This window comes from Shimia sp. MIT1388 (genome assembly GCF_047124445.1).
Classification (GTDB): domain Bacteria; phylum Pseudomonadota; class Alphaproteobacteria; order Rhodobacterales; family Rhodobacteraceae; genus Shimia.
This window is the reverse complement of the sequence record NZ_CP138921.1, coordinates 2,088,789-2,104,299: the sequence shown is the minus strand read 5'-3', so window position 1 is coordinate 2,104,299 and position 15,511 is coordinate 2,088,789. Positions and strand designations below refer to the sequence as shown.

The following is a 15,511-nucleotide window of genomic DNA, read 5'->3' as shown; positions in this document are numbered from 1 at the left end:
TTTTACGTCACATCTGCAGCCAACAACGTGAAGGAGACAGCCGATGCTGCGACTGGCAATGATTCTGCATATCTTTATTGGGTCGACCTTGGCCGGTGTCGGCGTAATCGCCGCACTTGTGACAGGTGTAAACAGCGGCTTGATGCTGTTTGTCTATGCGCTGATCGGCTTTGTGATTGCCTTCCCTGCCAGTTGGAAAGTGGCGCAGGCGCTTTATGCGCGCCCGTCCAAATCCAACCAGGCCTGAACCGAGGCAACAAATTCGCGGGGTTTCTCCGCGTGCAACCAATGGCCCGCGCCGGTGATTTTGGCAAAGCGGGCCTTTGGAAATTTTTCCCGAATTGTGGGGCGGTAGGCGTGCGTGACGTAATCTGACGTAGCGCCGGACAGGAACAGCGTAGGGCCACCGTAGGAGGTGCCGACCTCGGGGAAGTCCAGGATCTTTGGCATCTCGCGGTCCAGAACATCCAAATTGAGGCGCCAGCGTTGTTCCTTCACATCCAGCGACTGGGTGAAGAAGGTTTGCAGCGTGGTGTCGTCCAGATGCTCGGCCAGTTGCGCCATGGCGTCTGAGCGCTTGGTGACCTTGGAGAGGTCGACGGCGCGCATGGCCTCGATATTTTGATTTTGGTCGTGGGTGTAGGTCACCGGCGCGATGTCCGCCACGATCAAGCGGTTGACCAGTTCGGGACGCGTGAGGGCCAGCACCATAGCCGCTTTGCCACCCATTGAGTGCCCCAGAACATCCATCGGTTTGCCCTGTGCCGTGATGACCTTGGCCAGATCGGCGGCCATGTCCTCGTAGGAATGGCTGTCATACCATGGGCTGAGGCCATGGTTGCGCTGATCGACGCAGAGAATGCGGCGGGTTGCGGAGAGCTTTTTGGCAATGGCACCCCAGTTGCGCCCGGAGCCAAACAGCCCGTGCACAATCAGAAGGTCCGGTTCAGCGGTGGCGGTGCCATGTTCGATCACGTTCAACATGGCGGTGTGATAGCGCGCTGTGCGGGCGGGTTCCAGAGTTGAGTGTTCTGCGTGTGCGGTCTAGGGTGCGCGCATGATGACGACGCAGGACATTCAGGCCAAAGAGGCGCGGCTTTTGGAGCTGGCTAAGGAGAAATTTGGCGTGCGGGCCAAGACCTTGAGTCGGGCGATGAAGAAGATTGGGCGCAGGGTGCCAGCGCGGCTGCACCGGCAGGCTGATGTGCTTGTAGAGGCGCAGCGGTTGGGCGGGCATCCGAAGCTGATGATGCAGGTGGATGGCGTGGCTGTGATCAAAGCGTTTGACGAGATTGTCGCGCATCTGGAGACCATCGACGTGGCGGATCGGCGCAAAGGTGCGCTGCTCAACCTGGCGGCGGCGCTGGTGTTCAACTTGTTGGTGGTTGTGGTGTTGGTGATCCTGGTTCTGCGCTGGCAGGGGCTGGTTTAATCGGTCTTTGGGGCGCGGTTGCAGTCCCAGACAATGTCTGGCGTGCCTATGAAGCGGCCCATGCGGGTGAGTTCGGCGTCCAGTTTGGTCGCGCGTGCCTCTGTCCAGCGCACACCGGGTTCAGACCAAAGCTGCGTGATGGTGATCTCGCCTTTTTTACGGTTGGCCTTGGCCTCTAGGCGGCCAACGAAACGGTCGCCTTCCAGTAGTGGGTAGACGTAGTAACCCCATTGCCGTTTGGCGGCGGGGACGAAAATTTCGATGCGGTAGTCAAAGCCAAATAGGCGGGAGAGCCGGTCTCGGTCGCGGATCACCGGGTCAAACGGGTTGAGGATGCGCAGGCGAGAGGTGGGAACGATAATTTGTTCCAAGCGCTGAGCGATGTCGGCGGGAGCTTGCATGGGTAGCCACTGGCGGTTGGCGGTTTGCACTTCGACGTCGATGAGGTCCGCGTTGGCCATCCAGTCTTTCACATCTGCGGTGTCCACGGCCTCCCAAAAGCGTTTGATGTCGCCGGAGGTGGCAAAGCCGAGGCGGGCGAGGGCTTGCGTACAGAGCCAGTGGACTTGCTCTGCAGGGTCAATCCTCTCGGCGCGTTGGGCATCCGGGATGACGCGTTCCGGTAGGTTGTAGAATTTTTTGAAGTTGTGGCGATAGCAGGTTGCGAGTTCGCCTGCGTACCACAGGTAATCCAGCGCCTGTTTGTGTGGTGGGCGGGACCACATTTCTTTGGGGCCTTCGATCTTGGTGTCAAAAGCCTCGGTCGACAGTGCGCCTTCGTCCGCGATGCGGGATTTGATGTCGGCCGTGTTGACCTTGGTAAGTGCGGTTTTGAACCAGCCTTTTTGGTCCATGCGGGATTTGCGACGTTTAAACTGTGCGCGCCAGTAGGGGTAGGTCTCGATTGGCAAGACGCTGGCGTCGTGGGTGAAATGCTCAAACACCGCGCGGTCTTCGGCCAGCAGTTTGTTGAGCATCGGTTCGCGGTAGTTTTGATTGCGTGACCAAAGGATGTGGTGATGGGCGCGGGACAAGACCTGAATGCTGTCCAGTTGCACAAACCCAAGTTTGCCAATGATAGCGCGCGGGTTGGCGGGGCCGGTGGGCGTATCGGACAGGCCTTGCAAAGAGAGCCAGAGGTGGCGGGCGTCACGGTTTGAAATGCGAAAACTCATGGCCGCACGCTAGGGGAAGGGCTTGAACAAAGAAAGAACATTTTGCGCGGCGTGTTGCGGGCTTGGCTTTTTCATTGTGGCTGCGTATTTCTGAACGTGGTTCAATATGTGGGGCACTATGGCTGGCAAAGTGGCAGAGCGGCGCGCGGCGTTGCGTATAAAACTGATCGAGTTGGCGGAAGAGCAGATCGCAACGGGCGGTTTGTCGTCCCTGAAAGCGCGGGAGCTGGCCAAAGGGGCCGGCTGCGCGGTTGGGGCGATCTATAACGTGTTTGATGATCTGCATGACCTTGTGCTCGAAGTGAACGGGCGCACGTTCAAGAAGCTCGGCGCGGCGGTGTCGGCCTCTTATGATGGCAGCGAGAGCCCGCGCCAGCGGTTGATCCTGATGTCCAACGCCTATCTGGAGTTTGCCGCCGCGCATCCTAAGCTGTGGCGGGCATTGTTCGATGTAGAGATGACAGAGGGTGGGCCGGTGCCAGAGTGGTACCTGGCCTCGTTGGGGGCGCTGTTTGCCAACATCCGCGCGCCGCTGTCTGAGCTATATGCGGAAATGGGCGAGGAAGAGCTCGGGTTGATGACTCGTGCGATGTTCTCAGCGGTGCATGGAATCGTACTTTTGGGACTGGAGAATCGCATCTCTGGCGTGCCGCCGGAGCACATTCGGACCATGATTGCGCAGGTTTTGTCCCGCCTAGGGCCTGAAGTGGTCTTGGAAAGTTAAGCAAAAACAGGTGTTTCAAAGGAAAATGAACGTTGTTCAATAATTGTCTTGAACGACGTTCATAAAAATCCTATCACTCTATTTGTGAACGATGTTCAAGGAGTGGAGAGACAGATGTTCGGAACTTTGAAAACTTTGATTGTGGGGGCAAACGCCCGGGCCGAAGAACAGGTGCGTGACGTCTATGCCATTGAGCTGATTGACCAAAAAATCCGTGAAGCGAGCGCAAACCTGAAGGCGGCAAAGGTGGCTTTGGCCGGATTGATCCAGCGGGAGCGGGCGGAGCAGCGTCAGATTGACACTCTGGAAGCGCGTATTGCGGATCTGCTGACACGGGCTAAGGAGGCTCTTGCGGCGGAGCGGGAAGACCTCGCGCAGCAGGCGGCGCAGGCCATTGCCGATCTGGAAAACGAACTGGCGGGTCGTCAGCAAACCCAAGCGCGCCTGGAAGCGCGCATTATGCAGCTGCGCCAGAGTGTGGAAACCGCGCATCGCCGCATTATTGACCTAAAACAGGGGGCCGTATCAGCGCGCGCCGTGCGCAAGGAGCAAGGCATTCAGCGCAAAGTGAACCGTCACTTGGGAGGCGACAGTCCGTTTGAAGAGGCCGAAGCGTTGATATCCCGCGTGATGGGTGAAGATGATCCGTTTGAGCAGGGCGAAATCCTGCGCGAGATCGACAGCGGCCTGAACCATGGCGACATCGCGGGACGTATGGCGGATGCCGGATTTGGTGCGCCGGGCAATGCGACAGCCCATTCGGTTCTTGATCGCCTTAAAGGCGAAAATTGATCGCAAGATCGCCTTAAACACCCTCTACCCCATACCTCATAGATTAAAGAGAGAGACCCAAAATGACCGATCGTAATGACAATTCCACCATCCTGATGCTCAACATGGCCGGTGTGGCCCTGGCCTATGTGCTGCTTGGTATTTCGCTTTGGATGTCCACTGATGTGCCGCTGTCCACCAAAGGCTATTGGGGTATGGGCATCGTGCTTCTGACCATCAGCCTGATCAATGTGGTGAAGTACCGCTTTGACAATCAGCAGCGTGAAGACCGCATTCGCCGCATCGAAGAAGTGCGTGACGAGAAACTGCTGGAAGAAGCGTTGATGGATGGCAAGCCCGGCGCGTAAGGTACTACAAAAATTCAAAAAGCACTCGAGTTTGCGCTCGGGTGCTTTTTGTTTGGGCTATGCCTTGGCCTCGGCCATCAGCCATTTGCGAAAGGCGCGTTCCTTGGCGCTTAAGGGGCGGGGCAAGGTGACGAGGTGATAACCCAGATCGGTACGCGGCAGGCTGCAGATCTGCTTGAGGGTGCCAAAATCCACCTCGCGCTCGACCAGAGATTTGGGGTGCACCGAGACACCCAGGCCAGCCACTGTGGCGGAGAGCACAAGCTCATTGGTTTCCAGAGAGGTCATGTCCACGGTGTTGAGATCCAGACCGGCGTCTTCCACAACCTGCCGCCATTCCAGCATGTGGAGATCCATCAGCCAAGGGTACGTACCAGCGTCTTTGAGGCTGATTTCCGATTTTGTATTGAGCAACTTAGGGGAGCCAACCACCCAAAACTCCCCAGTTGTGAGCAATTCGGAGGACACCCCCGGCCATTTTCCGTTGCCAAATCGGATGGCCATGTCAAAGCCATCGCGGCGCAGGTCGATCAAGCTCACACTTGGGTTGATGCTGAGCGAGATTTCCGGGTGCGCCTGCCAGAAGCCGCCAATACGGGGCATAAGCCAGTTTGCGGCAAAGGAGGGGGTGACGCTGACCGAGAGCGGACGGTCTTCTTTGGAGCGTTGAAGTGCGGAGACACCTTCGGCAATCACCTCAAAACCAGCGGAGAGATGCTGGGCCAGATGACGGCCTTCTTCGGTAAGCGCCACCCCCCGGCCAGAGCGAAACAACAGTGGCGTGGACAGGTCCGCTTCCAGACTGCGCACATGCTGGGCAATCGCGGCATGGGTCACATTGAGTTCGCGGGCGGCGGCGCTCAGGTTCTGGTGGCGGGCGGCGGCTTCAAAGGCGCGCAGGGCGGCGAGGGAGGGCAGGGAGGACCAATCCATTATGTAACTCCAGCTTACATATTGAATGACATATTGAGTCGATTTTCCGCGTTCTGTCCACCATGTTTGGATCAGATCAACACAAGGAGTGCCAGATATGTTGGGAATTCTTTCAAATAGCTTTCAAGTGGCCACCCGTCAGGCGCATTGGGCGGACAAAGACGCGGCGCCTGTTTCTGAGCCCAAGCTGCAGCCACATTGGCGCGAAGATCGCCGCGCTCGCTTTGCGCGTAAAAGCGTGCTGGATCAGGCGACGGATGGGGCACGGCCCAAACTGTTTGGCTGGTAAGGCAGCAGCGCGTTAGCGCTTCTGCCATTCCATAATGTGCATATAGGGCGCGCGGTTGTAACTTTCCGCCCGCGCGCCGCCGGTGGCTTTGGGTTCGTCAAAGTGTGTGAGCTGAAAACCACTTTGCAGCAGCGCCTGCATGTAGAACGCCAGCGGGCGGTGCCAGTTTTGAATGCGGATGCCGCTCCACTCCGCCCAGCTGGGGAAAGCGTCCAGGTAGCGGTCCATTGTGAGCGTGGTGGTGCCGTCGGAGTTTTTGACCGGCGTGCCCTTGGATTGGCTGGCGGTGGTCCATGGGTTCAGGTTGGCGATCAGCAAGAGGCCGTTTGGGCGTAAGACGCGATGACATTCTCGCAAAGCGGCGGGGATGTCGGGGATGTCGATAAACGACAGGTAGCTGACCACCATGTCAAAGCTGTTGTTGTCAAACGGCAGGTCCTCTGCGCGCGCGACCAGGTAGTCGGCATCGCCTTGGGTCATTGCGTGCGAGATTAACGCTTCGGTGGGATCGATGCCCGCAACATGATCCACATTTGGGGCTATCATGCGGCAGAACCGCCCTTCGCCACAGCCGAGGTCCAACACCGCCTCTGGAGCCGCCTTTGCCAAGCGCTCCAGCATCGGTGCGTCGAGCACATGTTCCCGACTGAAATCGCCAGCCTCTCCCATCGACGCAATCCAGGCCTCAGCCGAGGCGTCCCAACCGTCTGTCATTGTCGTGCTCCGCAGGCTGTCTGTTACAAGCGCTATTCAAGAAATTGCGGTGGTACGTGATCTACCAGCCAAACGCCATTGGCGGATCGATAAAAGGTATGGCCATTCTGGGCCATGTCCTCAGTTTGGATCGTCAGTACAATCGGGGAACCATGGCGGCCACCTACGGCCTTGGCGGTTGCGGTGTTGTCGGAGAGATGCACATGATGTCGCGCGCCTTTGAGCAATCCATTTTGACGAATGGACGCCAGGTTGGTTTTGGCAGTGCCGTGAAACAGAACGCGCGGAGGCGTTTGGGGGGAAAGCCCCAGATCAATCTGGATCGAGTGTCCCTGATTTGCCCGGATAAGGGAGCCGTCGTGGTTCAAGGAAAAGCGCAGTTTTGCGTTGGTGCGCACCACCTCGGCAATGAGGTCATGTGTGAGGGGATGCTCAGATTTCGCAATTAGGTCAGAGACCTGCGCCCATCCCTGTGCATCAAGCGTTAAGCCGATGCTGTCCGGTGCGTGCCGAAGGATGTAGCTCAAATGCTTGCTGGTCTTTTTCAAATCATCTTTGGTCATACTACCAAAAGAAAAGGCCGCCGCTGGAATGTCCAGCGCCGGCCTACAAGTTTTTGGTGTCCGTGCCCCTACAGGTTCGGGTACAGCGGGAAGCGGGCGCAGAGATCGGCCACTTTGGCGCGGACAGAGGCTTCCACCTCGGCGTTGCCCTCTTCGCCGTTGGCGGCCAGACCGTCGACCACTTCAACAATCATGTCAGCAATTGCGCGGAACTCTTCTTCACCAAAGCCACGGGTGGTGCCTGCAGGCGTGCCGAGGCGCAGACCGGAGGTCACCATTGGCTTTTCCGGGTCAAACGGGATGCCGTTTTTGTTGGTGGTGATGTGCGCGCGGCCCAGAGCTTTGTCCGCGATGTTGCCGGTCACAGCTTTGGGGCGCAGGTCCACCAGCATCACGTGGGTGTCGGTGCCACCGGTGACGATGTCCAGACCACCTTTGATCAGTTGATCCGCCAGGGCCACAGCGTTGGCGCGGACCTGTTTCTGGTACTCTTTGAATTCTGGACGCAGCGCTTCGCCAAAGGCCACAGCTTTGGCGGCGATGACGTGCATCAGCGGGCCGCCCTGGATGCCAGGGAAGATCGCGGAGTTCACTTTCTTTGCAATGGCTTCGTCGTTGGTCAGGATCATGCCGCCACGTGGGCCGCGCAGAGTTTTGTGGGTCGTGGTGGTGGCCACATCCGCGTATGGGAACGGGGATGGGTGCTCACCCGCGGCAACCAGACCGGCAAAGTGGGCCATGTCTACCATCAGGTATGCGCCTACGGAGTCGGCGATTTCACGGAACTTGGCAAAGTCGATCTGGCGCGGGATGGCGGAACCACCGGCGATGATCATCTTTGGCTTGTGCTCGTTGGCCAGCTCCTGCACCTGATCGTAGTCCAGCAGGCTGTCTTGCTTGCGCACGCCGTACTGAATGGCGTTGAACCATTTGCCGGATTGGTTTGGCTTTGCGCCGTGGGTCAGGTGGCCACCGGCATCCAGGCTCATGCCGAGGATGGTGTCGCCAGGCTGCAGCAGCGCGGTGAACACACCCTGGTTGGCTTGCGAGCCGGAGTTTGGTTGCACGTTGGCGAAGTCACAGCCAAACAGCTCTTTGGCGCGGTCGATGGCGAGGTTTTCCGCCACGTCCACGTATTGGCAGCCACCGTAGTAGCGGCGGCCCGGGTAGCCTTCGGCGTATTTGTTGGTCAGCACAGTGCCCTGCGCTTCCATCACCGCAGCGGACACGATGTTTTCCGAGGCGATCAGTTCGATCTCGTCACGCTGGCGGCCCAGCTCGTTGGTGATCGAGCCAAATAGCTCCGGGTCGCGGGAGGCGAGGGATTCAGTGAAAAAGCCGGCATCACGGGTGGTGGACATGGGCATGTGCTCCAGATCATGGGGTTCGCGTTGCTGCGCTTCCTAAAGGAAAGGTTACTGTGTTGAAAGGTCCCAAAGCGACGCAACACCTTGCCTGAACGCCGCAGATGGTGCAGGGGATAAACATATGACGCCATAGGAAACCTTTGGCGGGGCAGGGAAACCTGTCGGTGTTTGAATGGAGCCGGGACCAATATGTCCGAAAGAATCGCTTTTGTGGCCAGCAACGCGCCGGTGGCGCAGACCGCGCGGGCGGCGCTGATTGGCCGTTATGGCAATGTTGTACCGGAAGAGGCGGATGTGATTGTCGCGCTGGGCGGGGATGGCTTCATGCTGCACACGTTGCACGACACGCAGGCCTTGCCTGCGCCGGTTTATGGCATGAATCGGGGCACGGTAGGCTTTCTGATGAACACCTATTCGGAAAGCGATCTTCTGGAACGGCTTGCGGCGGCGGAAGAGGAAAAGCTCAATCCGCTGGCGATGCGGGCGACCTGTGTCGACAACTCCGTGCATGAGGCGCTGGCGATCAACGAGGTGTCCTTGTTGCGGGCGGGGCCGCAGGCGGCGAAACTGCGCATCAAGATTGACGGGCGTTTGCGCATGGAAGAGCTGGTCTGTGACGGCGCGCTGATCAGTACGCCAGCTGGGTCTACTGCGTACAATTACTCGGCGCATGGACCGATCCTGCCGATTGGCTCAGATGTTTTGGCGCTCACCGCGATTGCACCGTTTCGACCACGTCGGTGGCGGGGGGCTCTGTTGCCCAAACAAGCGACCGTGACTTTTGAGGTTCTTGAAGCCAACAAACGCCCTGTGATGGCGCATGCGGACAGCCGCTCGATTGAGAATGTGGCCGCGGTTGAAATCCGCTCTGATGAGAGCATCGCGCACCGGATCTTGTTCGACCCGGGCCATGGGTTGGAAGAGCGCCTGATCCGCGAGCAGTTTGTTTGACACCAAAAAAACGCGCCCAAATCTCGGCGCGCCTTTCTAGTTTCTTCTTGCCAAATATATCCCGTGGGTGCGGGGGCTGGCCCCCGCTCCGAGGTTACGATTTGGCGTAGCCGATGCTTTGCAGGGCTTCGGTGATCTCATCGAGAATGACCGGATCATCAATGGTCGCCGGCATTTTCCACTCGGTGCCATCGGCGATGCTGACCATGGTGCCGCGCAGGATTTTGCCGGAGCGGGTTTTGGGAAGACGATCGACCACGACGGCCAATTTGAACGCCGCCACCGGGCCGATTTTTTCACGCACCAGTTTCACAACTTCTTTCACAACTTCACCGTGGTCACGGTCTGCGCCTGCGTTGAGACAGAGGAAGCCAACCGGCATCTGGCCTTTGAGCTGATCGGCCACACCAATCACCGCACATTCTGCGACGTCCGGATGGCCGGCGAGCACCTCTTCCATGCCGCCGGTGGAGAGGCGGTGGCCCGCAACGTTGATCACGTCGTCGGTGCGCGCCATGATGTAGACGTAGCCGTCTTCGTCAATCATGCCTGCGTCACCGGTTTCGTAGTAGCCGGGGAAGTTGGTCAGGTAGGATTTTTTGAAGCGGTCTTCGGCATTCCACAGGGTTGGCAGTGTGCCCGGGGGCAGAGGCAGTTTGCTGACAATGGCGCCAAGTTCACCGGGAGGCAGCTCGTTGCCGCCTTCGTCGAGCACCTTCATGTCATAGCCCGGCATGGGCAAGGAGGGGCTGCCCAGTTTCACGGGCAAAAGCTCGATACCCACGGGGTTACAGATCGCAGGGTAGCCCAATTCAGTCTGCCACCAGTGGTCGATGATTGGTTTTTGCAGCTGGTCCTGCGCCCAGATGATGGTGTCCGGGTCAGCACGTTCCCCGGCGAGGAAGACCTGTTCCATGCAGGACATGTCGTACTTTTTCACGAACTCGCCTTGCGGGTCTTCGCGCTTCACGGCGCGGAAAGCTGTTGGGGCCGTGAAGAATGTTTTGACTTTGTGCTCGGAAATCACCCGCCAGAAGGTGCCTGCATCCGGTGTGCCAACCGGTTTACCTTCAAACACAATGGTAGTGTTGCCATGGATCAGGGGCGCGTAGGTGATGTAGCTGTGACCCACAACCCAACCTACGTCCGATGCTGCCCAGAAGACATCGCCGGGATCGACGTTAAAGACGTTCTTCATGGTCCAGTTCAGCGCGACCAGGTGGCCGGCGGTGTGGCGCACCACGCCTTTGGGTTGGCCGGTGGTGCCGGAGGTGTAGAGGATATAGGCCGGATGATTACCCTCCACAGGGACACATTCGGCGGGCTCCACACCATATTGGAAGCCGTGCCAGTTGAAGTCGCGGCCTTCGATCAGCTGCGCCACTTCTTGCTCGCGCTGGAAGATCACGCAGAAGTCTGGCTTGTGAGTGGCGAGATCGATAGCGCCGTCCAGCAGGGGCTTGTAGTGCACCACGCGGCCCGGTTCGAGGCCGCAGGAGGCGGCGATGATCGCTTTGGGCTTGGCGTCGTCAATGCGCACGGCCAGCTCGTTGGAGGCAAATCCGCCAAATACCACCGAGTGGATCGCGCCAAGGCGAGCACAAGCCAGCATGGCTTCGAGCGCTTCGGGGATCATCGGCATGTAGATGATGACGCGGTCGCCTTTTTCCACACCTTTGGCACGCAGCGCGCCGGCGAGGGAGGCGACACGGTTGCGCAGCTCGACGTATGAGATCTCGCGCTTGGAGTGGGTGATCGGGCTGTCGTGGATGATGGCGGTCTGCTCACCGCGCCCAGCTTCGACGTGGCGGTCCACGGCGTTCCAGCAGGTGTTGACCTTGGCGTCGGAGAACCATTCATACATGTGGTCGCCCTTGTCAAAGAGCGCTTGGCTGGGCGGGCTGTCCCAGTCAATGGCGTCTGCTGCCTGCATCCAAAATGCTTCGGGGTCGTTCTTCCAGCCGTTGTAGACGTCCTGATATGACATGGGGTCCTCCTATCCTTACCCAAATGGATAGAGGAGGGGCTGTTACGGCGGCAAGTCTTGGTGGCGGGGACGTGGCAGATTATCGCAGAAAATTTGCAAGTCTTTGCTCAGGTGATCTGCAAATTTTTGCAAAGACCTGGGTTTGCTTGGGGTTCGCTGGAAACTGGAGGGGGCTTTGCAAAGTTGCGAAGTTTGGAAATGCAAAACGCGGCGGGAATCACTCCGCCGCGTTTTTTCGTGAACTTAAAGAGGGCGGCTTAGCCGTATTGCGTCACCGGCGTGCCGGCAATGGCGGCCATGTTCAGCAGACCGCGCGCCGTGATCGACGGGCTGACGATGTGGGCGCGGTTGCCCATTCCCATCAGGATCGGGCCCACTTCCAGTGCTCCTGCGCGCATTTTCAGGATGTTGCGCACGCCAGAGGCTGCGTCGGCATGGGCAAACACCAGCACGTTGGCGGCGCCATTCAGGCGGGTGCGCGGGAAGACGCGGGCGCGCAGGTCGGGATCAAGCGCGGTGTCGACGTTCATCTCGCCTTCGTAGGTGAAGTCGCGTGGGCGGCTGTCCAGAATTTCAATGGCTTCACGCAGGCGTTTGCCAGAGCCTTGTTGATGGTTGCCAAACTGGCTTTGAGAGCAAAGCGCGATGTTAGGCTCTAGGCCAAAGCGGCGCACGTGGCGGGCAGCACCGATGGTGATGCGGGCGATGTCCTCGGGGCTTGGCAGTTCGTGTACCTGCGTGTCCGCAATGAACAGGGGGCCATCCTCGAGGATCATCAGCGAGAGTGCGCCATGTGGGGACAGGGATTTATTGCCCAAAACCTGCGTGATGTAGTTCAGGTGCCAGCGGTATTCGCCAAAGGTGCCGCAGATCAGGCTGTCGGCTTCTTCGCGGTGCACCATGATCGAGCCAATCGCGGTCGAGTTGGTGCGCATGATCGCCTTGGCGAGGTCCGGCGTGACGCCTTCGCGCTCCATCAGTTCGTGATAGCTGTTCCAGTAGTCGTAATACCGCGGATCGTTTTCCGGGTTCACGATCTGGAAGTCTTGACCAGGACGAATAGAGAGGCCAGCACGTTCGCAGCGGGCTTCGATCACTTCGGGGCGGCCAATCAGGATGGGGGTTTCTGTGGTCTCTTCCAGGATCGCTTGTGCGGCGCGGAGCACACGCTCGTCTTCACCTTCGGAGAACACAATGCGGCGTGCGGCTTTGCGGGCGGTTTCGAATACGGGCCGCATCAGCAGCGCGGATTTGAAGACCGATTGGTTGAGCTTATGCACGTAGGCGTCGATGTCGTCGATCGGGCGGGTGGCGACACCGCTGTCCATGGCGGCCTTGGCTACGGCAGCCGACACCACACCGACCAGACGGGGGTCAAATGGTTTCGGGATCAGATATTCAGCGCCGAAGGTGAGCTGTTCACCCTTATAGGCCGCCGCGGCCTCGGCAGAGGTTGTTGCGCGGGCGAGTTCGGCAATGCCGTTCACGCAGGCCACGCACATTTCATCGTTGATTTCGGTGGCGCCCACATCCAGAGCGCCGCGGAAGATGAAGGGGAAGCAAAGGACGTTGTTGACCTGGTTCGGGAAGTCGGAGCGGCCGGTGGCAATGATCGCGTCAGGCGCCACTTTGCGGGCCAGTTCCGGCATGATTTCCGGGGTGGGGTTGGCCAAGGCAAAGATGATCGGTTGCGCGGTCATTTTCTCAACGAGTTCTGGTCTCAGCACGCCGGGGCCGGAGAGGCCCAGGAACATGTCGGCGCCGTCGACCACCTCGTCGAGGGTGCGCAGGTCGGTTTTCTGCGCAAATTCCGCCTTTTGTGGGTTCATGTCCTCTTCGCGGCCTTCATAGACGAGGCCGTGGATGTCGCAGAGCCAGACGTTTTCGCGCTTTACACCAAGCTTCAGCAACATGTTGAGGCAGGCAATGCCCGCCGCGCCACCGCCGGTGGAGACTATTTTGATGTCTTCGAAGTTTTTACCCGCCACTTGCAGCGCGTTGGTCGCCGCCGCACCCACAACAATGGCGGTGCCGTGCTGGTCGTCATGGAACACCGGAATGTTCATGCGCTCGCGGCAGAGCTTTTCGACTATGAAGCAATCGGGCGCCTTGATGTCTTCGAGGTTGATCGCGCCAAAGGTGGGGCCCATGGCGCAGACGATGTCTGCCAGCTTTTCCGGGTCGGCTTCGTCCAGCTCAATGTCAAAGCAGTCGATGTTGGCAAATTTCTTGAACAGAACCGCTTTGCCTTCCATCACCGGCTTGGATGCCAGCGCGCCGATGTTGCCGAGGCCAAGCACCGCAGAGCCGTTGGACACCACAGCCACGAGATTTTGACGCGCAGTATAAAGCGCGGCGTTGGCCGGGTCTTCTTTGATCTCGATACAGGCTTCCGCAACCCCCGGTGAATAGGCTCGGGAGAGATCGCGGCCGTTGGCCAGGGGTTTGGTGGCGCGGATTTCCAGTTTCCCCGGTTTTGGGTTGGCGTGGTAAAACAGGGCGGCGTCGCGCAGGGATTGGTTGCGGTTGTCGGACATGGCGGACCTCATTTTGCGCGGGGCGCAGCGGCGGTTTGTGGGGTGGTCAAAATTTGGTTCAGCATTAAACTAGTTTTTCTTCCGTGGGAATGGGCAAATGTAACTTGGCGGAAGGCGCCGTAAATTCGCCGTTGAGTTTTTGACCATTTGGTTACATTCTCGAAAAATTCTGCCGTCAGAGTGCAGTCAGGAGCGGGTATGGAAGAGATCAGAGCAGAGGTGCGGTTGCCAACGCAGGAATTGCGCGATGACATCCCCTTTTACACCAAAGTGCTCAAAATGCGGATGGATATGATTTATCCGGCGGATGACCCAACGGTGGCGGTGTTTTCCGGTCATGGCCTGCGGCTGCGCATCGAGAAGGATGCGAGGGAGTTGCCAGGGTGTCTGCGGATTTTGACCGACAATCCCAATGGGTTTGCCGAAGGCGCGCGCGAGTTGATCGCGCCAAATGGCACAAAGATCGAAATCGACGAACTAAACCCGCCGCTGGTGTTGCCAGAAGTGCAGCATTCCTTTGTGGTGCGGCGATTGGCGGATCAGGCGCCATGGGTCATTGGCCGGGCGGGGATGCATTATCGGGATTTGGTGCCAGACCGGTTAGGTGGGGCGATGATTGCCAGTCATATTCGTATTCCTGATGGCGGGCCGGTGCCGGATATGGTGCATTACCATAAGGTGGGCTTTCAGTTGATCTTCTGCGTCAATGGTTGGGTTGATGTGCTTTATGAAGATCAAGGAGGCATGCGGCGTCTCAATGCAGGCGATTGCTTTATTCAGCCGCCGGAAATTCGCCATCGGGTTTGTGAGGCCAGCGACGATCTGCAAGTGATCGAGATTGGGGTGCCAGCGGATCATGTGACCGAGATTGATCATGAAATGGAACTGCCAACCCCACATGAGCGGCCAGATCGGGAATGGGATGGGCAGCGTTTTGTGCATAACCTAGCAGAAGGTGCGGAGTGGAGCGATTTCCGATTTCCGGGCTTCATGTGCCGAGACACAACCATTGCCACCAACACCCAGGATGTGGCTGGCGTACAAGTGATCCGTCGTGGAGACGGCGTTCCGCAATGGACGCGTCATGATGCGGATATTCACTTTACCTTTGTGATGAAGGGCACGATGGTTCTGAAAGGTGAAGGGCGGGAGCCATATGCCTTGGAAGCCGGGGATGCCTTTGTGATCCCACCCGGAATGAAAACCCTCTACGCCGATCCAAGCGCGGACATCGAATTGCTCGAAGTCACGCTGCCGGGGGCGTTCAAGACGAAAGTGACAGAGACATGAGCTTGGAAAAAACGGCTTTTGCCGTGCGCGAAAACGCCTATGCGCCGTATTCGCAATTTAAGGTTGGCGCGGCGGTGCTGTCTGAAGGTGGCACAATCTACGCAGGCTGTAATGTGGAGAACATTGCCTACCCGGAAGGCACTTGCGCAGAAGCAGGCGCGATTGCGGCGATGGTCGCGGCGGGTGAGACCAAGTTGAACGAAGTATTTGTCGTGGCGGATAGCAAGCAGCCGGTGAGCCCTTGTGGTGGGTGCCGTCAGAAGCTTGCCGAGTTTGGTGGCGCGGACACAAAAGTGACGTTGGCCAACCTGGACGGTGCGCGGGTGGAGATGACCATGGCTGAGTTGTTGCCGGGTGCCTTTGGGAAAGACCATCTGGGCGACGGCCACGCGGACCGCGATTAAAGAACG

At 58.6% G+C, this 15,511-nt stretch carries 17 protein-coding genes; 9 read left to right on the top strand and 8 right to left on the bottom strand.

Annotated elements, in window-relative coordinates; translation table 11 throughout:
• Positions 1-43: 43 nt before the first annotated feature.
• Positions 44-247 carry a CTP synthetase gene (locus SIB92_RS10370; RefSeq protein WP_412555707.1) on the top strand — a complete coding sequence of 68 codons (204 nt, stop codon included), beginning with the start codon at positions 44-46 and terminating at the stop codon, positions 245-247.
• Here SIB92_RS10370 and SIB92_RS10365 read toward each other — a convergent pair.
• The gene (locus tag SIB92_RS10365; protein WP_412555706.1) at positions 214-984 is read right to left on the bottom strand and encodes an alpha/beta fold hydrolase; all 771 of its coding nucleotides are present in this window, start codon (positions 982-984) and stop codon (positions 214-216) included. The genes SIB92_RS10370 and SIB92_RS10365 overlap by 34 nt on opposite strands.
• Before the next feature lie 73 nt (positions 985-1,057).
• On the opposite strand from SIB92_RS10365, the gene SIB92_RS10360 reads away from it, so the two are divergent.
• A complete protein-coding gene (locus SIB92_RS10360; RefSeq protein ID WP_412555705.1) occupies positions 1,058-1,432 on the top strand; it encodes a hypothetical protein in 375 nt (124 codons plus the stop codon).
• Here SIB92_RS10360 and SIB92_RS10355 read toward each other — a convergent pair.
• Positions 1,429-2,607 (bottom strand): winged helix-turn-helix domain-containing protein, encoded by a 1,179-nt coding sequence (locus SIB92_RS10355; protein ID WP_412555704.1) that lies wholly within the window; start codon positions 2,605-2,607, stop codon positions 1,429-1,431. The genes SIB92_RS10360 and SIB92_RS10355 overlap by 4 nt on opposite strands.
• 118 nt (positions 2,608-2,725) lie before the next feature.
• On the opposite strand from SIB92_RS10355, the gene SIB92_RS10350 reads away from it, so the two are divergent.
• From SIB92_RS10350 to SIB92_RS10340, 3 genes are all read left to right on the top strand, one after another.
• Complete coding sequence (locus SIB92_RS10350; RefSeq protein ID WP_412555703.1) at positions 2,726-3,331, top strand: TetR/AcrR family transcriptional regulator; 606 nt, start codon at positions 2,726-2,728, stop codon at positions 3,329-3,331.
• Between the two features lie 114 nt (positions 3,332-3,445).
• Positions 3,446-4,123 (top strand): PspA/IM30 family protein, encoded by a 678-nt coding sequence (locus SIB92_RS10345; RefSeq protein ID WP_412555702.1) that lies wholly within the window; start codon positions 3,446-3,448, stop codon positions 4,121-4,123.
• Between the two features lie 62 nt (positions 4,124-4,185).
• Positions 4,186-4,470: a hypothetical protein gene (locus tag SIB92_RS10340; RefSeq protein WP_412555701.1), complete on the top strand. Its 285-nt coding sequence runs from the start codon at positions 4,186-4,188 to the stop codon at positions 4,468-4,470.
• Between the two features lie 57 nt (positions 4,471-4,527).
• Here SIB92_RS10340 and SIB92_RS10335 read toward each other — a convergent pair whose 3' ends face one another.
• Positions 4,528-5,403: a LysR substrate-binding domain-containing protein gene (locus SIB92_RS10335; RefSeq protein WP_412555700.1), complete on the bottom strand. Its 876-nt coding sequence runs from the start codon at positions 5,401-5,403 to the stop codon at positions 4,528-4,530.
• Between the two features lie 97 nt (positions 5,404-5,500).
• Here SIB92_RS10335 and SIB92_RS10330 point away from each other — a divergent pair, with 97 nt between their 5' ends.
• Positions 5,501-5,692, top strand: coding sequence for a hypothetical protein (locus tag SIB92_RS10330; RefSeq protein WP_412555699.1), 192 nt, complete (start codon positions 5,501-5,503; stop codon positions 5,690-5,692).
• A 12-nt stretch (positions 5,693-5,704) separates the two neighbouring features.
• On the opposite strand, the gene SIB92_RS10325 is transcribed toward SIB92_RS10330, so the two are convergent.
• The 3 genes from SIB92_RS10325 to glyA all read right to left on the bottom strand — a co-directional run bounded on the left by SIB92_RS10325 (position 5,705) and on the right by glyA (position 8,336).
• Positions 5,705-6,406, bottom strand: coding sequence for a class I SAM-dependent methyltransferase (locus tag SIB92_RS10325; RefSeq protein WP_412555698.1), 702 nt, complete (start codon positions 6,404-6,406; stop codon positions 5,705-5,707).
• A 32-nt stretch (positions 6,407-6,438) separates the two neighbouring features.
• On the bottom strand, positions 6,439-6,969 hold the full coding sequence (locus tag SIB92_RS10320) for an RNA 2'-phosphotransferase (RefSeq protein WP_412555696.1): 531 nt from the start codon (positions 6,967-6,969) through the stop codon (positions 6,439-6,441).
• 68 nt (positions 6,970-7,037) lie between these two features.
• Entirely contained in the window at positions 7,038-8,336 is a 1,299-nt protein-coding gene (gene glyA / locus SIB92_RS10315) for a serine hydroxymethyltransferase (RefSeq protein ID WP_412555695.1), read from the bottom strand.
• 189 nt (positions 8,337-8,525) lie between these two features.
• Between glyA and SIB92_RS10310 the strand changes: the two genes are divergently transcribed.
• Entirely contained in the window at positions 8,526-9,287 is a 762-nt protein-coding gene (locus SIB92_RS10310) for an NAD kinase (protein ID WP_412555694.1), read from the top strand.
• Positions 9,288-9,381: 94 nt separating this feature from the next.
• Here SIB92_RS10310 and prpE read toward each other — a convergent pair whose 3' ends face one another.
• The gene (gene prpE / locus SIB92_RS10305) at positions 9,382-11,274 is read right to left on the bottom strand and encodes a propionate-CoA ligase PrpE (RefSeq protein WP_412555693.1); all 1,893 of its coding nucleotides are present in this window, start codon (positions 11,272-11,274) and stop codon (positions 9,382-9,384) included.
• Positions 11,275-11,531: 257 nt separating this feature from the next.
• Positions 11,532-13,811 (bottom strand): NADP-dependent malic enzyme, encoded by a 2,280-nt coding sequence (locus SIB92_RS10300; RefSeq protein ID WP_412555692.1) that lies wholly within the window; start codon positions 13,809-13,811, stop codon positions 11,532-11,534.
• Between the two features lie 198 nt (positions 13,812-14,009).
• Here SIB92_RS10300 and SIB92_RS10295 point away from each other — a divergent pair, with 198 nt between their 5' ends.
• Positions 14,010-15,101 carry a cupin domain-containing protein gene (locus SIB92_RS10295; protein WP_412555691.1) on the top strand — a complete coding sequence of 364 codons (1,092 nt, stop codon included), beginning with the start codon at positions 14,010-14,012 and terminating at the stop codon, positions 15,099-15,101.
• Complete coding sequence (locus SIB92_RS10290) at positions 15,098-15,505, top strand: cytidine deaminase (protein WP_412555690.1); 408 nt, start codon at positions 15,098-15,100, stop codon at positions 15,503-15,505. The genes SIB92_RS10295 and SIB92_RS10290 overlap by 4 nt, the downstream gene beginning before the upstream one ends.
• Positions 15,506-15,511 lie beyond the last annotated feature (6 nt).